The organism is Azospirillum sp. Marseille-Q6669 (genome assembly GCF_965111635.1).
In genome coordinates, this window is the sequence record NZ_CBCOOP010000007.1 from 85,659 (window position 1) to 106,251 (window position 20,593).

Below are 20,593 nucleotides of genomic sequence, written 5' to 3' on the forward strand. Positions count from 1 at the left end.
CACAGTTTCCAAGGTGCCCGCATGATCCATAGGAAAAATCCACTTGAGCTTCTCGGAGAGAAGTACCAGCCGAGCAAGCGCAATCACAATTATCTGCAGCACTACTGGACCCATTTCAGAGACATTGCTCACGAGGTCCGGAATGTCTGCGAGATCGGGGTACAGACCGATCGCTCCGTGCGCATGTGGGAAGAGTTTTTCCCCAACGCGACGATCCACGGGGTCGACATCGATCCGGACTGCAAGAGATTCGAGCAGGGACGGATCCGCATCCACATCGGCGACCAGTCCGACCGGTCCTTCCTGGAAAAGCTCGTCGCGGAGGCCGGCGCGCCGTTCGACATCGTGATCGACGACGGCAGCCACATCCCCCGGCATCAGATCGACACCTTCGACTTCCTCTTTCCAAGGATGAGCGAGCACGGCGTCTATGCGCTGGAGGACACCGGAGGATGCGTCGGCGACTACGGCAACCGGGTGATCAACCACCTGCGCTCCCTGACCGACGCCATCAACCACTGGCCGGAGGGCTTTCGCCCGCAGGATTGGCCGTTCCTGAGCGAGTTCACCGACGATGCCCCCTGGCAGGCCAGGAACGTCGTCGGGGTGGCGTTCTACCGGTGGATCGCCTTTGTCTTCCGCGGCCAGAACCCGCGGGACAATCCGTATCTCCGCAGCTTGGCCGAGATGCCGCGGCCTTAGGCCCCTTTCCGCCGGCGGCGCCGGCGGTTCACCGGTGGCCGGTAGAAGCGGGGGCGCTCTACCGCAAGGCCTCTTGGATCAGCCGGTCCAGTTCCGCCGACCGAGCCTCCATGGACGAGTCGCGCAGGCACCGCTCCCGTCCGCGCCGGGCGATGGCCTCGCGGGCGTCGGTATGGTCCAGATAAAACCGGGCCTTCTCGATCAATTCCCCGACGGACGTGTATGTTTCCACCTCATGGCCGGGGGCGAACCAAGTTGCCAGCATCGGGTCGGCTTCCGTCAGCAGCAGGGTCCCGAGCGCGGTCGTCTCGACCATCCGGTAGTTCATCGCGCGTCCGGTGACGTCGATGTGGAAATTCAGGCCGATCCGCCCCTGACGGATGGCCCGGTACATGGCCATGCCCCACAGCGCACCCCGGTTGTGCCGCTCCAGAACGCCCGTTGCGGAGCCGAGCAGATGGAAGTCCAGGCTGAAGCCGCCCTTCGATCCCTCCGCGGCTTCGGCGATCATCTCAAGCCCCCGGCAGCGTCCGCGATGCTCGTCGCTGATCTGTCCGCAAAAGACGACGTCGGTCCGCCGCGGCTCGGGATCCAGCGCATCAGCGATGGCGTGCGGAAAGCCGGGGCGGAAGCGCCGCTGCTGCCGGGCGCCGAGTTCCCGTGCCCTGCGCAGGCAGGCGTCGTCGCCCGAAAGAAGGATGTCGACTCCCCGCCAGTCCGTCCCATCCGGAATGGTGGCTTGGCGCCACGCCACCACCAGGCGGGGTTTCCAGGCGAGACTGCCCAGGAAGCGGGCGTCCAGGGCGATGGGGTCCGTAATGAACAGGACGTCCGGACGGAAGCGGTTCACCTGCTCCACGCAGGTCCGCAACGCACCCGCCCGGTCCTCGGGGATCTCGACGCTGTTCTCGCGCGCCCATTGGGCTTGGCCGGAAATCCAGTTCGCGACGACGTAGGACGACTCGCAACCCAAGGCGCGCATGGAGGGGGCGAAGACGTAACCGCCCGCAAAGCCATCGGCCAGAAGCCGGTGCAGGCGCTGTTCATAGGAAAGCGTTGCGACGTCCGGGTTGGCGCGATGGAAGACGCCGAGATAGGCGTCGTAGTAGGTGGCGAGTTGCAGGAAGCGCATCGTCGGGTCTCTGGCCGCTGGGGTGACCGATGGGTGCCGGCGCGACTGTTGCGGTCGATCCCTTCCGCGGACGCGCTGGGGTCAGGGGGTTTCAATGAGGAAGACGCCGTCCCGCTGGACGGCATTGAGGTCGGCCGCGATCACCCGCCAGCCGGCGCGCTCGCAAACCTCGGCCATCTCCGCGACTGTGTTGCGCGGCCACCACATCCGGTCGTCGGGCAGGTCACGGAAGGTCAGCGGAACGCGACCGCGCTCCCAGCCGTAGCGGTCCAGCTTGTCCCAGGCGGCGTAACCGGAGACGGCTTTCCCCCCCGACTTCATCTTGGGGCGGATCCGGGCAAGGATCTGCTCGATGTCCCCCTTGGCCCAGTGGCAGAGGACCCCCCAGCTGAAGAAAAAGTCGAAGGCGCCGTCCGGCAGGCAGCCGAAATCGTTGTCCGCGACCTGATGGTGGACGAGGCGGCCACCGAACGCGGGAATGTCGACCCACTGCCGGAGATCCTGGAAGTCGACGGTGTGAAGGCAGCCATTCGGCAGAACGCTCAGCAAGGCCGTCGTCCAGGAGCCGCGTCCCGGGCCGAGTTCCAGCACCATGCTGTCGGGCCGCAGGTGCGGCGCCACGTGGGACAGGAACACCTCCCTGTAGGAACCGCCTATGCGCTCTTCCTCCTGCCGGCGCTGTTCATCCGGCTCTGGAGCTAGGATGTTCCCGCTGTCATAGCCGTAATGGAATTCCTTGCGCATCCATTCAAGCGTCGGCACCTGTGTTCCCCTTTTGCGAATGATCGCACTGCACCCGTCGTCCCGCGGTCCATCGTCCGTTGTCCGACGTCGAGCGACAGTAGCCCAGCCGCCGGAACCGGAGAAGCGCCAAGGCGAACCGCCGCCCGGACAAAGGCCCGTGCGGCCAAGTCCAGGGCTTGCTAAACTGGCCCATGGACCGGTCGCGGGCTTAGGCCTGCGGCTGTCGTGTCCGGCTGAACCGGTGATCGTGACAATGGCGGCGCCCCTTTCTTCCGTTCCAGACCATCAGCGCGTGGCCTCCCCGTTCCGGTGCGTCTGCACGGCGCTGGGCGCCGACGATGTGGGACGTGGTCTCGTCATGCTCGATTCACTGGCGGTCTGCGAGGCATCGGTGGCGGTGTACGTCCTTTGCCGCGATGAGCCCACCGAGCGGGTTGTCCGCGACCGGCTGCCCCAGGCCCGCATCATCACGCCCGGTGACCTGTCGACGTTCCGGCCGGACTCATCGGTGGCGGATCTTCCCAGGTTGGTGGCGGCGATGAGCCCCAATGCCCGGACGGTGACGTGGGTGGCGCCATCCGTGGTCTTCTACGGGACGGCCGATGAGCTGTTCGACGCCGCCGACGCCGCCGTGACGGTGGCAGGGGTGGTGGACGACCGGCCGATGCCCTCCTGGATCACGTGGCGGATCGCCGCCGGCTGCCGTCCGACGCTGAGCTGGCGGGGGGGCGAAGGGGTGCAGGTTCTGCCTGGGGCATATGGCCTCGTTCTCCGTTCCGGATCGGACGAGAACCCCGCCGTTCCCGACGGTGGTCCGGAACGGGACGGGCATCCTCTGGTGTTCGCCGATTTCCACAACGTGGGCTGCCATGCCTCGGGTGCCTGGGACCTTCCAGAACACGTTCCAGATGGCGGTACCCTTCACCAGTTGGTGGCGGCCTATGCGGAGCGCGTCGGCACGGTGCTGGCCGGTCTTGCCGTAGCCGACCCAACAGTCTTCCAGCGCCCCCGGCGGATGCCCTCGGGGTACAAGGCCGGCGGGGCAGGCCTCGCGCCGTCGGCGGATTTTGAAGCGCTGGGTCGTCGGCCGGGGGAGGCCGGCGTGGCCGCGGCAGTCCTTGCGGCGTGCGGGCTGGCGAATCCTACGGTGCTGGAATGGCCGCATAGGGTGGCGGGCCCGCTGACGGAGGCTGACGGTGCCGTCGACGTGGTCTTCGCCAGCGGAACGCTGGCCCGCGCCAAGTCCTATGAAAGCATCATTGCGGAGAGCGCGCGTGTCGCTCGCCGGTTCTGCGTGTTCCACGCGGTGCCCGTGACGCTGCAACGCCCAACGTCGGTTCTGGCCTCCCCTGGGTGCGGGCCGGCGGAGCCGGTGGTGATCCTCAACGAGGGCGAGCTGAGGCTGCTGCTGGCCCGACATGGGCTGCGGGTCCACCGGGTCTGGCGGTGCGGCGAACCGGTGGACCTGTCCTCCCCGGCAGGCCGGGTGGTCGCGGTGAAGACGTTTCTGTGCGCTCCCCTCGGAGGTGCCGCGGGCGACCGCCCTCTTCTGCTCAATGTCGGCTGCGGCGGGCATTTCGATCCTCGGTGGGTCAACATGGACGTGGCGGCGCACGACTACGGCGTGCTGATCCACGACGCCGCGACTGGGTTGCCATTCCCCGACCAGCGGTTTGATGGGGTGTACCACTCGCATGTTCTGGAGCATCTGGATCGTGACGAGGCTCCCGGATTCCTGCGAGAATGTTATCGTGTGCTCAAACCGGGAGGCGTTCTGCGGGTCGTCGTTCCCGACCTGGAACAGATTGCCCGCCTCTATGTCGAAACCGCCGCCGCCGCCGCCGCCGGGGATGTTGGGGCTGTGGAGCGGTACGAGTGGATCGTGCTGGAACTGTTGGACCAGCTCGTCCGCCACGAGCCTGGAGGCGCCATGGGGCGCTGCTTGTCTCGGCGTCCTGTCCCCGCCGAAGCGTTCATCGTGGATCGCATCGGCAAAGAGGCGCTGCTTCCCACCCGACGGACGGAGCCGGCACCGTGGTGGGCGCCCGGACATCCAACGCCCCGGCCACGCAGCGCCGACGCTGTTGGGCGGTTCCGCCTGTCCGGCGAGGTGCACCGGTGGATGTACGACCGCTATTCCCTTTCCCGCCTGTTGCAGCGCATCGGTTTCAGGGACGTTCAAGTCCGCACGGCAACCGATTCCGGTCTGCCGGCCTTTGTGGACGCTGGCTTGGATGCAGGACCCGACGGCGGCCCCCGCAAACCGGACAGCCTGTTCGTCGAAGGGGTGAAGCCGAGGTGACGCGACGGCGCGACCTCGGCGTGCATGGATTGAGAGAAGAGCGAATGATGAGATTGCGGACGACGGTTGCCTCCCCGGCTTCCGCCATACGCCGCCTGCCGCGCGTCGCCATGGCCGGACTTACGTTTCGCTGGGGCGGTGCGGCGGCGGCGGCGCGGCGCCTTCAGTCCGGGCTGGAAGACCTCGACTGCCCGGTCACCCGGTACGTTTGGGCGCGCGAGCCCGACGAGGATCCGGCGCACACGGTCGCCGTGCGGGACCGGATTGACTTGGAAACGTTGCAGGGGTGCCGAAACCGGGCGCGCGCCATTGACGCCCTGTTCGCCCCTTACGGCGGGCGTGAACCGTTGCGTTACCGCTTCTCGGCCGATCAGGCGGCGGCGGGCGCGGCCTTCGCCGATTGCCTGCCGCCCGCCGACATCCTCAATTTGCACTGGATGGCCGAATTTCTGGACGTTTCTTTGGTGCTGGGGGCTCTGCCGCCCGGCTTGCCGGTGGTGTGGACCCTTCACGACCTCAATCCGCTGACCGGAGGATGCCACTATCCTGGTTCGTGCCGGCGGTTTACCAAAGGCTGCGGGGCGTGCCCGTTTTTGGGCAACGGTGACCCGGCGGACCTGTCCGCATCGGCGTTCCTTCGGAAGAGGGCGGCATTGGCCGACCGCGCTGGGCCGCTGCATTTCGTTGCCCCGAGCCGCTGGATGGCAGCGGCAGTACACGCCAGCGGGATCACCGCCGGCTTGCCGGTGACCGTGATTCCGAACGCGGTCGATTGCGACGCTTTTTATCCCGGCGAGGCGGGCGAGGCGCGACGCGCGCTTCACGTGCCGGGGGACGCGGCGGTCGTCCTGTTCGTCTCCAGCAATCTCCGCGATCCCCGCAAAGGACTCGACATTCTGACCGCCGCTCTCGCCCGCATGGAGGACGGGGGCCGCCCCTTCGTCCTTCTGGTTGGCCAAGGCGCCCCGCCGCCAGAAATGGCAGCGGCTCCGCACCGGGCCTTTGGGCATGTGGATGATTCTGCCCTCATGCGCCAAATCTATGCCGCTGCCGACATTGTGGTGTTGCCGACCCGTGAGGACAACCTGCCCAACGTCGTCCTGGAGGCGTTCGCCTGTGCCCGGCCCGTCGTCGCGACGGCTGTGGGTGGGGTGCCGGACATGGTTGAGTCGGGGGAAAACGGCTGGCTTGTGCCAAGCGACGCCGCCGATGCGTTGGCTCTCGTTTTGCGGGAAGCCCTGGCTGACAAAGGGCGCGGAGCCGAATTGGGATTGTGCGGGCACCGGCGGGTCCAGGCGCTTCACACCCCGCAGGCCCAGGCCCGGCGCTACCTCGACCTGTTCCTGGCGCTTCTGGACCAAGAAGGGGGGCGCGCCGGGAAAGCGGACGATCACGCATCGGTAGGATAAGGATCGACGAGGCGGGCGGTGATGCCCAGGCGTTCGGCGTGAGCGCGCATTCCCGCCCGTGCGGCGGCTGCCGCCAGGATGATCGGTCCATTGAGAGAGGCCAAATCATCGGGCGTAAGGACGGGGTGGCCGCAGAACGGCTTCCCGGCCTGGTCGCGGTCCGCGATTTGGAGCCGCCCCACGCGCAACGCCTCTCCCAGGTCGGGACGGCCGCACAGTGCGCGGAGCAAGTCGCTGCCCATTCCCCAGATCAACGCCTGCCTCCTCTCCGCAGCGGAACGGATCACCGCGGCAAGGGCGTGACCGGCGTCCTCCGTGCCCGCTCCGCCCCGCTGCACGGCAGCGACCACCTCCGGCAGCGTCCGGGCGACGAGGTAATCCTCGGGCGTGCCGTCGAAGATGGTTTCCGGACGATCGGACATGGGCAGCCGGGATGCGGCGAAGCAGCCGAACCAACGGAACACCCGGTAGCCATGCAGGTCGGCGATGATGATGTCCAGAGTCGGGTCAGCGGGTGGGATACCGGAAGAGGGAGGCGTCCAAGCCGGTACGTTCCCGGTGGGTCTGCGAGCCTCCGGCAAGCACTCAATGCGTTCCAGCGCCACCCGGCCTCCGTCTGCCGTTTCGATGACCGTCTCGATGGCAGGTGGGACCCCGAAGGCCCCCTCCCGCAGCCGGTCCGCCAAGGCGCCGGCACCGGGATTGCGCGGGTCGGCGGCAAACAGCACCACCGCTGGTGGCCGGAGGCAGCGACGGAACAGGAAATACTGCACCACCGCTCCCGGGAGATCCGGTGCGTCAATCACAAGGGCGTCGAGCGGTGGAATGGCTTCCCTGGTGCGCAGGCGGAACGCCGGCGACATCGGTCCGCAGATGAGGCGATGTTCGGCTTCGTCCCGTACGGTGAAGGGCGAATCGCTGTCCCGGATGGTCACGATCCGGTCGAACAGCCCTGCCCAGAAGGCCGGGGCTGTGCCGCTGCCAAACCGGGAGACCAGCACGGTGCCGTCTCGTGTGTTTCGGGCGGCCAGTTTCCTCCTCACCGCCTCGGCGGCGCGGCCGGCCTCAACCGCCTCCCACGGGCTGGAAAGGAGGGGCGTGCTGGCCGGCCAAAACCGCTCGGTCGCCATCACCGCATTCCTTTCACAAAGTAAAGCTCGTAAAAATCGGGATGCTTGATGCGACAGATCTCCTTGCTGAGATCGGTGGCGGACAACCGGGGGGACGGAGGGTGCGGGATGTGACGGCATTCCATCCCCGTGTTGTAGACCATGGCCGTCCCCGGGCGTGTCCCGACGCGATGGCCAAACTCGATGTCCTCCCAACCGCCATAGATGAGATCCTCGTCGAACCCACCGCTTTCCAGGAAGAGCGCGCGCGCGATGGCCGCGGAGCCGGCGGCAAGATGCAAGAAGCGGTCGGACGGTGCGTCGGGACAATCCCAAACGCCAAATTCCTCCCGCGGATCATCGGCGCCGGCAAAAAAATAATCCCATATGTAACCGGTCTGGAGCAGGCGGTCCCCATGCTTCCCAAACGCCGCAAGCCCGGCTTCCACATATCCCGGACCAACGACAATATCGGGATCAAGAAAAAACAGGTAGCGGCCATTGGCGATCTTTGCGCCGCTGTTGCGGGCTCGGCTGGCACCAAACCGGGCCTTTCTCTGCCAGAGATAAACAATGTCTGGCGGCAGCCGATCGGCGATCGCATTCCGGTCGTTGCTGCTGCCGTCATCTATAACAATTATCTCGATTTGCTCCGGCTTGAACAATGTTCCCCGTTGCTCCCTGACGCTCTCAATTGATCGCAGGATATAATCGGGGCGTTCGAAGAACGGATAAATAATTGAAACGAGGATTTCATCCGCCAGGATCTTTGCATGCCGGTGGGAGGACAACACGTCCCGAACCCAGCCGAGTTCGGCGTCGAGAGGCTGATCGAAATTATTCATGAGACTCCATTGAGGAAGAGCCGATCGATAGCATCGAGGGGCGTCGCCTGGATCGCAGTAACGCTGTCAAGGGCATGCCGCACTCGGACATGTTCAGCATCGCATCGTGTAGGTGGCGATGTAAGGATAGGCATTGAACACCGCAAAAGACCCCAGGCGCTTTAGCGTGTCCACGATCTCCACGACATGCTGACTCGCGACCACGATGGTGGCGGACGCCAAGGCGGATGAGGGCACTTCCGCGAGGTGATGGACCGGAAGTTCCCAGGCTTCCCCGGCAGCTGTGCTGTCGAGGAAGCCGGCGATGCGGAGCTGCGGGTGCTTCATCAATTCAAGCTGCACGAGGCGGCCGCCCCGCGACGACCCGTAGATGTAGACGGCGCGTTCCGGATCGAGGGCGGCGAAGTCGGCGGCCTCGTGAAGAAGGGGCACGTCGGCAAGGATGGTGGCCCCGGCATCGGAGGCCGGGGCCGGCCGCGGCCGCACCGGCCCAGGGCCAGCCGGCAGTTCCGCGTCCAGACGCTCCAGGCGCTCAAGATGAAGCCGCTCTTCGGCATCCAGGGTCGTGCGAGCCGCGCGTACCGTTGTCAGCCCCGACATGGCGGCCGAGGTGCGCGCTGCAAGACGACGGACCAGGTAAAGCGGAGCGCCGGCGTTCAGGCCAGGATCACGCAGCAGCCGTTCGTCGAGCACGCGCGTGCGCGCCAGGAATGCCGCCGGCAGAATGTCCAGACGGTCGCCGGGCAGTTCGCCCCGCCGCAGCGCTCCAGCTGGAACAATCGGCCAGGATCCGCCACTGTCGAGAGCGGCGCTGCTGTAGACCAATTCGGCCGCCGCCTTCTCGGCGGTGGCGACAAGGCTCGCCGCATGGTTGGGGAACAGTTCGACCCCGGGTTCAATCACGCCGAACCAGGGGGCTTCCACCCGGCGCAGCCCGGCCCAGATCGCAGAGCCGGGGCGGGGCGCGCCGGCAACCAAGACGGTTTGTGATGCAAGGGCCGGAGTGGCTGCCCATGTGGTGACGGCGTCGAGGGATTCGGCGGATCCGGCGAGGATCAAACCCACCGCGGGATGGCGCTGCCCGGCTACGCTCTCAATGGTGCGCCAAACGGCCGCCGACGGGGCGCCGTCGACCGGAAGGACGAACTGAACCAGTTCGCCCTCCGCCGGTGACGGGCCGAGCCGGGAAGCGTTGCGCGCCTCCTCCACCAGATCCGGCCAAGCCGACATCAGGTGATCGAGCGTGAAGCGTTCGAGGAACACCGACTGGGCGCGTGCCGCCATGGCATTAGCCACTGCGGGATGCTCGCGGGCCCACCGGACATGGCCAACGATCGCTTCGGCAACGGCCTCCGCCGAGCCGGCATCAACCATCAGGACGGCGTCGGAGAAGTGTTCCTCGATGAAGGGATGCCGGCCGCAGATCATCAGCGCGCCCGCGGCCGCCAGTTCGAACACCCTCATGTTGGGGATACCCGCAGCGGTGTGCCCTGGAAGATGCAGGCACAGCCCAATGCCGCAACGGTTTGCGGTTTCCAGCAGCGCTCTCCCGTCAAATGCCAGAGGACCGGCATAGCCGTCGCGTAGATAGGACCATGTTTCCCGGGGACCGAAGGCCGCCAGGACACCCGCTTGGGCAAGCGCGCCGAAGAGCCTCTCGAACCGTCGACCGTCCCAGTTCGAGCCGACGTAGAACAAACGGCTTTCCGGTCCGATGCGCGGAGCCAGTGCCTCGGCGTGCGTTGTCGGATAAAGGGATGCGCCCGGTGCGCGGCGGTGCGTTGGAAAGAGATGGGCGTCGACAAACCGGCGCATCGCATCGCCAGCGGTGAGAAAGCCGTCGTAGGAAAGCACCCGCGCCAGGGTTTGCGGATCATCTTCAAACCCCTGAGGCGGATTCCAGAGACAGCCTAGGGTTGTGTGCGGTGTTGCCTTGGGCGCTTCGTGATGCAGCGCAACCACCAGATCGGGGGCGAAGCTTTCGATCTCGGTGGCGGAATGGACGATGCGGACGACCCACCCCCGGCGCGTCCCCGCTACCGTCATGCGGGCAGCGAGTTCACGTTCGGCCGTGGCGCGTTCGGAACCGAATGGGTTGTGAAGGGCAAGGCGCACGGAGGCTATCGTCCCACTGCCGTGGCAAGCCATGGAAACATGATCGGCATTCCCCCCTTCCTTCCCAGACCCAACCGTTCAATGCATCCCACCGGCGCGGCCCCTGTCAAGCATGACGGATCAAGCATGACGGAGGACGGCCCAGCGGAGGCATCGCGGCATACCGCCACGGTGCGAGGACGAAGAGGAAACCTTCTTGATCTGCAAAGCCATCTCGGGAGCAATGTTGGCCTGTTCGGCTCGCGCGCTGCCAAACCGTTCCAACGGCGCAGTCGCGCCGGCGAGGTCGTTGAATCGGGATGCGAGCATGAAAGAGACCGGTGACGCTGCTGGGAGTTCCGAAGCATCGGAGAGCGGATCTGGTTCGGGAACGTCCGGGCTGGATGCCAGTCGTCTCGATTCCCGGGTTCGATCGGCTTTGGCCTTGTTTGGCTATGTTGCCTTGAAGACTCTTTTCTCGTCCAAGGAACAAGCGCACGCCTTTGTCGACCAGTTGAACCTGGACAATCTCGGACCGAAGGTCCGCGCCAATGCGGCGGTTCCCGTCGAGCGGGCAGCCATTCTCGAACTCTTCAGCACGGGAACGGCGCGGTTGGAGACCGATGATTTCGAAGCCGCGCTCGCCGACCTGCGCTCGGCCGGCCAAGCGCTGGTTTTGCTGATCGAACGGGGCGACGTGGAGGACGGCAAGGCCGTCGTTTCATCGATCGTCGACGCCGTCGCGACCGACGGGCGATGGAACCTCCTTTCCCTCCTGTCGGCGCTGTCGGCGGTCGTCGTTACCGGCGAGACGGGCGAGCGGCCTCCCCACGGCTATGCCGCCCGCATCAACCTGTTCTGCGGCACGGACGGGCATTTCAACCACGCGGTCAACGCGATGCTCCGTCTGGCGCGGCCGCCCCGGCCATGCGCGGACAGGGCTGGCCTTCTCGGCTTTGAGGACGGCAGGGTTCTGGCGCAGGCGGTCGAACGGCTGTCTGTCGACGGGTATCACGTCTTCGACCGCCTTCTGTCGGACGACGTGGTCGAGCGTCTCACGGCCTTCGCGCACACCGCGCCCGGGCGTCCACAACATCCGCATGGCCTGTCGCAGACGAGCGTGCGCCTGGACAAGGCCACCGAGCCGATGGACGGGTTCTGGTGTGACGCCGGGCCGATCCTCGATCAGCCGGACGTGCAGCGGTTGCTGACGGACCCGTCCTTCCTCGTTCTGGCACGGGAGTACCTGGGCTGCGAACCGGCCCTGGCGTCGGTGAACATGTGGTGGAGCTTCCCGTTCCCCGAATCCCCTGGCCGCGAGTCAAACATGGCGCAGCAGTTCCACTACGACGGGGACTGGTCGCATTTCCTCAACTTCTTCTTCTATTTGACGGACGTGGATTCCGACGGCGGCCCCCACGCCTACGTGCGCGGTTCGCACCGCCGCGGCAACCGGCCGCGCGAGTTGCTGTCGCGAGGGTACGCCCGCATTACGGACGAGGAAATCCGGCAATTCTACCCGGAGGAGGATCTGGTCACGGTCACCGCGCCGCGCGGCACGGTGATTGCGGGGAACACGCGGTGCTGGCATCGCGGCTCGCGTCCGGTCCGGCGCCCGCGCCTGATGATGGAGTTCGTGTTCATCGACACTGCGCTGCTGGGGCGGGCGGAAAACGGCCTCTTCGCCCCCCGGCCCGATTACCGTGAGGACTATCTGGCCTTCGTCCGCGCGAATCCTGACGTCTTTCGCTACCAGAGGCCTCGGTAAGCCCGACGGCTTGATGCCGCCGCGGTCCCGTCAGCGTGTGCCCCGGCACCGGCGCAACCGGCGGAACGGATGCGAGCGCCCGTTCCGCGCCCCTCGCCGCGCGCTCAGGGGGCTCAGTTTCCCGGAAGCGCGCGCAACGCGGCGTATGCCTCCCGAAACAGGAAGCAGCGGTCCACGAGATCGTCGTCGCATACCGCCTCGCCGACGCCCAGCAGGCTGCGACGAAACATTTCCGCACCGACATCGAACACCGAATCTCCGATATCGGTGCGCCAATTCGCATACCGACTGTTGGATTGGACAAGGTATTCGACGATGTCGCCGCTCGGTGGCTGCGTGGCGAAGGGCGTCACTGGTTCGTAGCCGACCCGCACCATCTCAGGGCCGCAGAGGAATTCGGTAGCCTGCAGAATGACGGTCGGCAGCTTCGACTTCCAGCGGTCCGTCGTCTGTGCCGAAAATCCCGTTACGACCTTGTCAAAGCTGCTGTTCCCCCTCCATGTGCCGCCGGTTGCGTAATCGACGATGTTGTCCGTGTCGAGCATGCGGGGATCGAACTCCAAATCCAGGAACTGGCACATGGAGCGCAACACTGGTTCCGGTTCGCTTACCAAGCGATCATGGGTTCCGACGTAGAGGCGGCCGTCGAAAATCGGGTCGGCCCGCATACGCTCGACGAACGCCACCAGTTTGCGCCAATGCCGCGCGTAGGACAGCACTTGGCCGACCTCGTCGGGGTCGAGGTGCTCTTGCGTCAACGCGGCCTGGTTGGAGTTGATGATCGCGCGCGGGTCGCGCAGCATGACAATGAAGTGCGCGTCCGGATAGGCGCGTGCCAGCAGCGGAAAGAATTCGACCGTCCACGGCTCGTGCCAGCCGACCCAGTCTCCGGGGGCGGCGCCCCGGACATCCGCGATCACCTTCAGGGCGGAATCGAACACGTTCTTGTAGGTGTCGCCGCCGATCCCGTCGACCTGCTTGGCGATGTCAGGGGATTCCAGCGCGCAGCGCCGGCGTACCGCGTCAAGAAAACCGACACCTTGGTCGTCAAAGCGGATATCCGACAGATTGCTGTTCTGGATCGTAAGAAAGACCGAACGGAGTGCGGGCTGAAAATAATAGTCTTGGAGGGGAACAGTTTCCGGAACCGCAAAGCGGAACTCTTCTTCGACCTTCTGGCGGACGATGGCATTGCGCAGGTGACGATAGATCTGGAGAAAGGGGCACATCGCATAATGTATGCGAGAATGGACACCCAGCGTGCCCGTGTACAGGCCTCCCCCCGATCGGGCGAGCCCGGTTCCAAACAGGGGGCGGAAAAAGGTTGCTTCGGCCATAACATCCTGCTCCAGCTATTGTCTGCGGGCGTGTTCCCTCAGGGGTCGTGTCCTGGGCTGCTTTAGCACATTCCGCGCCAAGCGGACGTTTCTATCGCCGTCTTTGGCGCAAAATGTGCCCCACCCCGGGCAAGCCCCGGCGGGGCCGTTCGAGTGTGGAGGAGTTGATGGAGATCGACGACGGGACGATCGTCACGCCCCGTTTGGTCTTGGAGCGGTTTCGGGAAGAGCACCTGACACCGGAGTATGTTGCTTGGCTGAACGATTCGACGACCATGCGTTTCAGCGAGCAGCGCCGCCGCCAGCACACGATTGAAAGCTGCGGGGCCTATCTGCGTTCGTTTCAGGGAACCCCCAACCGGTTTCTGGCCATCCACGCGTGCGGGCCGAAGCCCGAGCCGATCGGCACGGCGACGGTCTACGTGGACGAGGACGGCCGGCGCGGGGACATCGGGATTCTGATCGGTTCGCCCCGCCACCGCGGGAAGGGGATGGGTCTTGAAGCATGGATCGCGCTCATTGACCTTGCGCTCCACCGTATCGGTCTGCGAAAGGTTACGGCCGGCGCGCTTGCGGTCAACGTCGGGATGGTCGAGGTGATGCGCCGATCCGGTATGGTCATCGACGGATGCCGACACCGGCACGTCCTTTGGGAGGGACAAGAGGTGGACGTGTTGCACTTCGCGGCGTTTGCGGGGCAATGGTCGCCCCTTGCGGATGCAAAGGGTCGGCCATGAGGTACTGTCGCAAGTGCCTGGAACCGGACACCCGCCCGGACTGCATTTTCGACGATGAAGGCGTCTGCCTGCCGTGTCGTTACTCCGAGACGCTGGGGCACATCGACTGGCAGGGCCGCCGGCGCGAGCTGGACGAAATCGCCGAATGGGGGCGGCGCAACACCAAGTCCAACTACGACTGCATCATCGGAGTCAGTGGCGGCAAGGACAGTCACCGGCAGGCCCTCTATGCCCGCGACGAGCTGGGCTTGCGCGTGCTGCTTGTCTCGTGCACCTACCCGCCCGAGCAGCAAACGGAACGCGGCGCCCACAATCTGGCGAACCTGTGTGAACTGGGCTTCGACACCATTCAGGTCAGCCCGGCCCCCGAACGCTGGCGCCAACTCATGCGGTTCGGCATCCTGGAGTTCGCGAACTGGTGCAAGTCCACCGAAATGGCTCTCTATGCCTCCGTGCCCCGTGTGGCCATCGCCTACCAGACGCCGCTGATCTTCCTTGGCGAGAACCCGGCCCTCGCGTGGGGCAGCGCCGGGGGCTCGCTGGACGGCGACGCTAACCGGATGAAGTACAACAACACTTTGCAGGGTGGCGACCTGACGCCTTATTTCAAAGCGGGAATGACCGACCGCGACCTGTTCTGGTATCGCTATCCCACTGATGATGAAATGACGCGCGCCAACTTGCGCCTGGTTTATCTTGGCTATTACATTCATGATTTCAATGATTACAAAAACGCCGAGATCGCCATGGCGCACGGCATGATGCCGCGCAGCGGCGAGGACGCACGCCCCGAAGTCATGGGCCAGATCAATCCTTTCGATGCGCTGGACGACGATTTCGTCGCGGTCAATCAGATGCTGAAGTACATAAAGCTCGGCTTTGGCAAGGTGACGGAGCAGGTCAGCGGCGCTATACGCCATGGGGTGATGACCCGCGAGGAAGCGCAGGAACTGGCGCGCCTCTACGACGGTGTGGTGGGTGACAAGATTCTCCAGCGGTTCTGCCGTTACATCGGTCTGTCGGAAGACGAATTTCGAGCGGTGGTTGACCGGTTCCGCAACCAGGACCTGTTCGAGAGGAACGGCGACGGATGGCGTCTGAAGGATCCCCCCTACTGATGCGGCCGACATGGTGAGGACAGAGCCGATGACACACTGCTGCATCGTCGATTATGGAATGGGGAACTTGGCATCTGTGGCCGGTGCCATCCGTTTCCTCGGATACTCCGCGACAGTGGCCAATGATGCGGCATCCCTTGCCGCGGCCGACGTCATCATTCTGCCCGGGGTGGGGGCATTTGGGCAGGCGATGGCTAATCTCTGCCGCTTCGGTCTCATCGAGGCCTTGGACCGCGAGGTCCATGGCAAGGGCAAACCGTTTCTCGGTGTCTGCCTCGGCATGCAACTGCTTGCCGAGCATTCGACCGAGGAAGGCGCTCACCAGGGACTGGGGTGGATTCCCGGCCGCGTGGAGCGCATCGGGCAGAACGATCCCGGCCTGCGGGTCCCGCACGTCGGGTGGAACGGCGTATCGCCCGGTCCGGCGGACAGCCTGTTTGCCGACCGTGGCGCGGACGTGGCGTACTATTTCGACCACAGCTATCATCTGATCTGCCCGCCGGACATCGTGGCGGCGACCTGCACCTATGGGGACGAACTGGTTGCGGCCGTTCACACGGGGACCATTTTCGCCACCCAATTCCACCCCGAGAAGAGCCAAACCGCCGGGCTGAAGCTTCTCCGGCGTTTCTTCCGCTGCATTGGAGCCCGCCAATCCACCGGACAAGCGGCCTGAGCCATGCTGAGGAAACGTTTGATCGGCACCGTTCTGGTGCGCAACGGGGTGGCGGTGCAGAGCATCGGCTTCCGCCGTCACCTGCCCATTGGGCGGCCGTCGGTGGCCGTCGAGTATCTTAACCGCTGGGGCATCGACGAGATCGTCCTGCTCGACATCACCGCCAGCCGCGACGGCCGCTGCATCGACACGCAACTGGTCGGCAACGCGGCGGGCAAGGCCTTTGTCCCGCTGACGATCGGCGGTGGGCTCCGTACGGTCGAGGACATCGCCCGCGTGATCCAGTCCGGTGCCGACAAGATCTCCATCAACAGCGCCGCCATCCATCGTCCGGCCCTGATCGGCGATGTGGCGCGGATGTTCGGTCGGCAGTGTGTCGTCGTGTCGATCGACGTCCGCGACGAGAACGGGCGGTGGAGCGTCATGGACGAGGGAGGACGGATCGACACCGGCCTCGATGCCTTGGAGCATGCCCGACGTTGCGCCGACTTGGGCGCCGGGGAAATCCTCGTCAACACGGTGGACCGGGATGGAGCAAAGCGTGGCTTCGATCTCGACCTGTTGCGTTCCATGGCGGACGCCGTTCGGGTTCCGGTCATCGGCTTGGGCGGCGCCGGCCACCCGCGCCACTTCGTCGAGGCGCTGTCCATCCCCCCGCTGTCTGCGGTGGCGGCGGGAAACATGCTCCACTTCACGGAGCACAGTGTGGTTCTGATCAAGGCATTCCTGCGCCGCCACGGTATCGACGTCCGCCTCGACACCTACGCCGATTACCAGGACACCGGCTTCACCGACGATGGCCGTCTGGCGAAGAGGCCGGATGACTATCTTGAAGGCTTGGCCTATGAGCACATCCCGGATGAGATCATCTGAAAGCCAAGAAACCATGCAGTATTGCCGGCGCTGTCTGTATCCAGCAAACCATCCGCTTCACCTGACCTTCGATGAGGACGGCGTCTGCAGCGGTTGCCGGGTGCACGAGGAAAAGGACGCGCTCGATTGGGGCGAGCGCGCCGAGCGCCTGCGAACCATCCTGAACGCCTACCAATCGCGGACGGGTCGATCCTACGACTGCATCGTACCGGTCAGCGGCGCGCGCGACAGCTACTTCATCGTCCACACGCTGGTTCACGACTTCGGCATGAACCCGCTGCTGGTTTCCTACAACAAACACTACAACACCCAAATCGGCATCCGGAACCTGAACTACCTGCGGACGCTGACCGATCGCGACTTCCTGCACATGATGGTCGCGCCCCAGAAGCTGAAGCGCATCACGCGGGAAACGATCCGGCGTCTGGGCAGCATATACTGGCATTGTCTGGCCGGTCGGACGGTCTTCCCGGTGCAGACGGCTGTCCGTCTGAAAATTCCTCTCATCGTATGGGGCGTGCATCAGGGGTGCGACCAGGTCGGGATGTTCTCACACCTGGACGAGGTTGAGATGACCCGCAAGTACCGTAAGGATCACGACCTGATGGGAATTGAGGCGGAAGACCTGATCGGTGGCGAGGAAAACCTGACTCTCGACGATTTGGGACAGTTTTTCTATCCGAACGACAAAGAATTGGAAAAGGTGGGCGTCCGTGGCATCTACCTATCCAATTACATTCGTTGGGATACCAAGGCGCAACATGAGAGGATGATTGAACTTTACGGATGCGAGACGGCCGATCAGGCTCGGACGTTTGATCGTTACAGCGACGTCGACTGCTTTCATTACAGCGGCCTTCACGATCTTATCAAATTCCGTAAATGGGGGTATGGGGTGGTGACCGATCATGCAACCCGCGAGATCCGGTTCGGGCGCCTCAGCCGGGCGGAAGGGATTGACCTCGTTCGCCGTTATCAGGATGTTCCGCCGCCCGGCACCGCGCGCTTTCTCGATTGGTGCGGCATGTCGGAAGACGAACTCTTCGCACATGTGGACGCCCACCGCGACCCGCGCATCTGGGAACGCGGCGATGCGGGCCGGTGGATGCTGAAGGACAGCATCATCAGCCATGCCGGCGCCCCCGGCGCCGATGCGGTAGCACTGCCCCGCCGCGGAGCGTGCGAGTTCGTCCTTACCCCGCCGCGCGATGCCGCTGCTGAGGAAAGCCGGTATTACCTCCTGCGCAAGGGGATTGTCGATCCGGCGTGAGCCGCCGGCGTCCTTCTCGTTCGCCATGTCCATGATGCACGCGGCGCGGCCGGGTACGCCTATGGCGAGGATGTCGCTGGATCGCCGGCGTGGCGGTTAATGAACCGCTAAGGAATTGCTAAGGCAATCTCCCGTATGGTGGCGGCTGGTGGCTCAAAAACCGGTAAGGGATTTCGCATGACCGACCAAACGATCGCCTTCGGGCAGCCGATGCTCGACAAGCGCGAGATCGACGCCGTGGTGCGCGTGCTGGCCGGCACGACCCTGGTGCATGGGCCGGTGACGCACGCGTTCGAGGAACGCTTCGCGGAACGGATTGGGGCACGCCATGCGGTGGCTGTTTCCTCGTGCACCGCCGGACTCCACCTGTCACTGTTGGCGCAAGGAGTGGCGACGGGCGACGAGGTCATTGTCCCCGCCATGACCCATGTTGCCACCGCCCACGCTGTGGAGTATTGCGGCGCGCGCCCCGTCTTCGTCGATGTCCAGCCCGATACCGGCAATCTCGACCCCAACGCTCTGGGAGCGGCGCTTGGGCCGGCGACGCGCGCCGTGATGGTGGTTCATTTTCTCGGCCTGCCGTGCGAGATGGACGCGGTCGCGAAGGCTGCCGCCCGCGTCGGCGCCTTTGTCGTCGAGGACTGCGCCATCGCGTTGGATGCGACTTGGGAAGGGCGCAAGACCGGCACGCTCGGTCTGACGGGGTGCTTCTCCTTCTATCCGATCAAGCACATGACGACCATCGAAGGCGGCATGGTGACGACCGACGATCCCGATGTGGCGCGCGCCATCGTCCAGCGGCGCGCCTTTGGGTACGACCGAACCGTTGGCGAACGGACCAAGCCCGGCGTCTACGACGTCACGGTGCTGGGATACAACTATCGCATGAACGAGGTCGAGGCGGCGGTTGGGCTCGTCCAACTCGACAAGCTCGATTCCCACCAAGCAGCACGGGAAGCCAACTTCAACGCCCTGCGCGGCGCGCTGTCGGACATCGAGGAGGTGACGGTCTTCGCTCCGGTGCGCGGCAAGGCACGCTCGTCGCATTACTGCCTTAACGCCGTCTTGCCGCGGGACGGCCGGATCGACCGCGATTTGGTGGTCGCCGAACTGAAGGCCGCTGGCATCGGCACGAGCGTCCACTATCCCTGCGCCGTTCCCCTGATGACCTACTACAGGGAAAAGTACGGCCACCGGCCCGGCCAGTTCCCGGTTGCGGAGTGGCTGGCCGCGCAGACCATATCGCTTCCGGTCGGGCCGCACCTGCCCGACGACGCCCCCCGCACGATCGCCAACGCGTTGCGAAATGCGATCCGACGGTCGCGCGCCTGATCCGGTGGCCGGGATCCGTCGAGCGGCGACCCGGAAGAACAACGCAGTCTTCGAGGATACGTTGCCATGCAGTCTATTCCCTACGAAACCGTCGCCAGCAAGCTTCAGAATGATCGCGTGATGCTCGTTGGGGGAGGCGGCTTCATCGGGCATAACCTGGCTCTTGAGCTGCGAAAAATCGGAATCGAGACCATGGTGGTCGACAATCTGATGGTCAACAGCTTGGTCGACAACGTTTTCCACGACTACGGCGACTCGGCCAAGCGCATCCTCAACATCCACTTCCTGACGTCGCGCTTCGAGATGATGCGCGAAGCCGGCGTTCAGCTGCGCAACATCGACGCGCGCAATTTCATCGACCTGACCCGGGTGTTTGACGAATTCCGGCCGACGAAGGTGGTTCACCTCTCGGCCATTGCCAGTGCGGTGGAGGCCAACAAGGATCCTGGCCTGTGCTTCGATCTGCAACTGGTGACGCTTCGCAACGTCCTGGAACTGGTGCGGGCGCGCCTCAGCCAAATCGACCAAGTGATGCTGCTCAGCTCCTCCACGGTCTATGGCAACTTCGAGACGTTGACCGTGGACGAGAGCACGCGCCCGCGACCGCGTGGAATATACGCCAACACCAAGTTCATGGCGGAGCGACTGATCCGCACCTATTCGCACAACCACGGGCTCGGCACCACCATCATTCGACCGAGTGCCCTGTACGGCGAGCGTTGCGTCAGCCGCCGCGTGAGCCAAGCCTTCATCGAGAACGCCTTGGCGGGGCGGCCGCTTTTGCTTGAAGGCGGAGGAGACGGCCGCTTGGACTTCACCTATATCGACGATCTCGTCGAGGGGATGGTCCGGTCGCTGGCGCTGCACCAAGGACAGGGGCGTACCGAGACGTTCAACCTGACCTTTGGGAACGCCCGCACCATTGCCGAACTGGCCGAAATCGTCCGCCAAGTGGTGCCTCGGGTCGAATTGCAGGTGCGTCCCCGCGCTGAGGAGAAGCCGATCCGCGGCACGTTGAGCGTCGACCGTGCCCGGGACGTCCTGGGGTTCGTCCCCAAGTGGCGGCTGGAAGACGGTTACCTGCGGTACTGCCGGTGGTACGCCGAGCAATGGGACCTTGTGATGGGGGCGTCGCGGCGCTGATG

General features: G+C 64.9%; 17 protein-coding genes. 11 read left to right on the top strand and 6 right to left on the bottom strand.

All coding sequences use genetic code 11. The features are described from left to right. The first annotated feature begins 21 nt into the window (after positions 1 to 21). Positions 22 to 702 (top strand): hypothetical protein, encoded by a 681-nt coding sequence (locus tag ACWPXE_RS31850; protein ID WP_454021041.1) that lies wholly within the window; start codon positions 22 to 24, stop codon positions 700 to 702. A gap of 58 nt (positions 703 to 760) precedes the next feature. On the opposite strand, the gene ACWPXE_RS31855 is transcribed toward ACWPXE_RS31850, so the two are convergent. Together ACWPXE_RS31855 and ACWPXE_RS31860 are read right to left on the bottom strand one after the other, a co-directional pair. After that, complete coding sequence (locus ACWPXE_RS31855) at positions 761 to 1,834, bottom strand: glycosyltransferase family protein (RefSeq protein ID WP_454021042.1); 1,074 nt, start codon at positions 1,832 to 1,834, stop codon at positions 761 to 763. A gap of 81 nt (positions 1,835 to 1,915) precedes the next feature. After that, positions 1,916 to 2,596 (bottom strand): methyltransferase domain-containing protein, encoded by a 681-nt coding sequence (locus tag ACWPXE_RS31860; RefSeq protein ID WP_454021043.1) that lies wholly within the window; start codon positions 2,594 to 2,596, stop codon positions 1,916 to 1,918. Between the two features lie 340 nt (positions 2,597 to 2,936). Here ACWPXE_RS31860 and ACWPXE_RS31865 point away from each other — a divergent pair, with 340 nt between their 5' ends. Beyond that, complete coding sequence (locus tag ACWPXE_RS31865) at positions 2,937 to 4,880, top strand: class I SAM-dependent methyltransferase (protein WP_454021044.1); 1,944 nt, start codon at positions 2,937 to 2,939, stop codon at positions 4,878 to 4,880. Between the two features lie 110 nt (positions 4,881 to 4,990). Continuing rightward, complete coding sequence (locus tag ACWPXE_RS31870) at positions 4,991 to 6,289, top strand: glycosyltransferase (RefSeq protein ID WP_454021045.1); 1,299 nt, start codon at positions 4,991 to 4,993, stop codon at positions 6,287 to 6,289. On the opposite strand, the gene ACWPXE_RS31875 is transcribed toward ACWPXE_RS31870, so the two are convergent. From ACWPXE_RS31875 to ACWPXE_RS31885, 3 genes are all read right to left on the bottom strand, one after another. Next, on the bottom strand, positions 6,271 to 7,419 hold the full coding sequence (locus ACWPXE_RS31875; RefSeq protein WP_454021046.1) for a hypothetical protein: 1,149 nt from the start codon (positions 7,417 to 7,419) through the stop codon (positions 6,271 to 6,273). The genes ACWPXE_RS31870 and ACWPXE_RS31875 overlap by 19 nt on opposite strands. After that, the gene (locus tag ACWPXE_RS31880; protein ID WP_454021047.1) at positions 7,419 to 8,243 is read right to left on the bottom strand and encodes a glycosyltransferase family 2 protein; all 825 of its coding nucleotides are present in this window, start codon (positions 8,241 to 8,243) and stop codon (positions 7,419 to 7,421) included. Before ACWPXE_RS31880 ends, ACWPXE_RS31875 begins: the two co-directional genes overlap by 1 nt. Positions 8,244 to 8,336: 93 nt before the next feature. Continuing rightward, positions 8,337 to 10,358, bottom strand: coding sequence for a glycosyltransferase family protein (locus ACWPXE_RS31885; protein ID WP_454021048.1), 2,022 nt, complete (start codon positions 10,356 to 10,358; stop codon positions 8,337 to 8,339). 307 nt (positions 10,359 to 10,665) lie between these two features. Between ACWPXE_RS31885 and ACWPXE_RS31890 the strand changes: the two genes are divergently transcribed. Continuing rightward, positions 10,666 to 12,105 (top strand): phytanoyl-CoA dioxygenase family protein, encoded by a 1,440-nt coding sequence (locus ACWPXE_RS31890; RefSeq protein WP_454021049.1) that lies wholly within the window; start codon positions 10,666 to 10,668, stop codon positions 12,103 to 12,105. A 113-nt stretch (positions 12,106 to 12,218) separates the two neighbouring features. Here ACWPXE_RS31890 and ACWPXE_RS31895 read toward each other — a convergent pair whose 3' ends face one another. After that, on the bottom strand, positions 12,219 to 13,442 hold the full coding sequence (locus tag ACWPXE_RS31895) for a sulfotransferase family protein (protein ID WP_454021050.1): 1,224 nt from the start codon (positions 13,440 to 13,442) through the stop codon (positions 12,219 to 12,221). Between the two features lie 167 nt (positions 13,443 to 13,609). Between ACWPXE_RS31895 and ACWPXE_RS31900 the strand changes: the two genes are divergently transcribed. From ACWPXE_RS31900 to ACWPXE_RS31930, 7 genes are all read left to right on the top strand, one after another. Continuing rightward, the gene (locus ACWPXE_RS31900; RefSeq protein WP_454021051.1) at positions 13,610 to 14,179 is read left to right on the top strand and encodes a GNAT family N-acetyltransferase; all 570 of its coding nucleotides are present in this window, start codon (positions 13,610 to 13,612) and stop codon (positions 14,177 to 14,179) included. After that, positions 14,176 to 15,297 carry an N-acetyl sugar amidotransferase gene (locus ACWPXE_RS31905; RefSeq protein ID WP_454021052.1) on the top strand — a complete coding sequence of 374 codons (1,122 nt, stop codon included), beginning with the start codon at positions 14,176 to 14,178 and terminating at the stop codon, positions 15,295 to 15,297. The genes ACWPXE_RS31900 and ACWPXE_RS31905 overlap by 4 nt, the downstream gene beginning before the upstream one ends. 28 nt (positions 15,298 to 15,325) lie before the next feature. After that, on the top strand, positions 15,326 to 15,973 hold the full coding sequence (hisH, locus tag ACWPXE_RS31910) for an imidazole glycerol phosphate synthase subunit HisH (protein WP_454021053.1): 648 nt from the start codon (positions 15,326 to 15,328) through the stop codon (positions 15,971 to 15,973). 3 nt (positions 15,974 to 15,976) lie between these two features. Then, positions 15,977 to 16,846, top strand: a complete 870-nt coding sequence (hisF, locus tag ACWPXE_RS31915; RefSeq protein WP_454021054.1) for an imidazole glycerol phosphate synthase subunit HisF — start codon at positions 15,977 to 15,979, stop codon at positions 16,844 to 16,846. Beyond that, complete coding sequence (locus tag ACWPXE_RS31920; RefSeq protein WP_454021055.1) at positions 16,818 to 18,116, top strand: N-acetyl sugar amidotransferase; 1,299 nt, start codon at positions 16,818 to 16,820, stop codon at positions 18,114 to 18,116. The genes hisF and ACWPXE_RS31920 overlap by 29 nt, the downstream gene beginning before the upstream one ends. A gap of 177 nt (positions 18,117 to 18,293) precedes the next feature. Continuing rightward, the gene (locus ACWPXE_RS31925) at positions 18,294 to 19,448 is read left to right on the top strand and encodes a DegT/DnrJ/EryC1/StrS family aminotransferase (protein ID WP_454021056.1); all 1,155 of its coding nucleotides are present in this window, start codon (positions 18,294 to 18,296) and stop codon (positions 19,446 to 19,448) included. A gap of 66 nt (positions 19,449 to 19,514) precedes the next feature. After that, positions 19,515 to 20,591, top strand: coding sequence for an NAD-dependent epimerase/dehydratase family protein (locus tag ACWPXE_RS31930; RefSeq protein WP_454021057.1), 1,077 nt, complete (start codon positions 19,515 to 19,517; stop codon positions 20,589 to 20,591). Positions 20,592 to 20,593 lie beyond the last annotated feature (2 nt).

Bases quoted from the DNA above. Each gene is read 5' to 3' on its own strand.
- ACWPXE_RS31850 (WP_454021041.1), top strand. From the start codon at position 22: ATGATCCATAGGAAAAATCCACTTGAGCTTCTCGGAGAGAAGTACCAG.
- ACWPXE_RS31855 (WP_454021042.1), bottom strand. From the start codon at position 1,834: ATGCGCTTCCTGCAACTCGCCACCTACTACGACGCCTATCTCGGCGTC.
- ACWPXE_RS31865 (WP_454021044.1), top strand. From the start codon at position 2,937: ATGCTCGATTCACTGGCGGTCTGCGAGGCATCGGTGGCGGTGTACGTC.
- ACWPXE_RS31870 (WP_454021045.1), top strand. From the start codon at position 4,991: ATGGCCGGACTTACGTTTCGCTGGGGCGGTGCGGCGGCGGCGGCGCGG.
- ACWPXE_RS31875 (WP_454021046.1), bottom strand. From the start codon at position 7,419: ATGGCGACCGAGCGGTTTTGGCCGGCCAGCACGCCCCTCCTTTCCAGC.
- ACWPXE_RS31880 (WP_454021047.1), bottom strand. From the start codon at position 8,243: ATGAATAATTTCGATCAGCCTCTCGACGCCGAACTCGGCTGGGTTCGG.
- ACWPXE_RS31890 (WP_454021049.1), top strand. From the start codon at position 10,666: ATGAAAGAGACCGGTGACGCTGCTGGGAGTTCCGAAGCATCGGAGAGC.
- ACWPXE_RS31895 (WP_454021050.1), bottom strand. From the start codon at position 13,442: ATGGCCGAAGCAACCTTTTTCCGCCCCCTGTTTGGAACCGGGCTCGCC.
- ACWPXE_RS31900 (WP_454021051.1), top strand. From the start codon at position 13,610: ATGGAGATCGACGACGGGACGATCGTCACGCCCCGTTTGGTCTTGGAG.
- ACWPXE_RS31905 (WP_454021052.1), top strand. From the start codon at position 14,176: ATGAGGTACTGTCGCAAGTGCCTGGAACCGGACACCCGCCCGGACTGC.
- hisH (WP_454021053.1), top strand. From the start codon at position 15,326: ATGACACACTGCTGCATCGTCGATTATGGAATGGGGAACTTGGCATCT.
- hisF (WP_454021054.1), top strand. From the start codon at position 15,977: ATGCTGAGGAAACGTTTGATCGGCACCGTTCTGGTGCGCAACGGGGTG.
- ACWPXE_RS31920 (WP_454021055.1), top strand. From the start codon at position 16,818: ATGAGCACATCCCGGATGAGATCATCTGAAAGCCAAGAAACCATGCAG.
- ACWPXE_RS31925 (WP_454021056.1), top strand. From the start codon at position 18,294: ATGACCGACCAAACGATCGCCTTCGGGCAGCCGATGCTCGACAAGCGC.
- ACWPXE_RS31930 (WP_454021057.1), top strand. From the start codon at position 19,515: ATGCAGTCTATTCCCTACGAAACCGTCGCCAGCAAGCTTCAGAATGAT.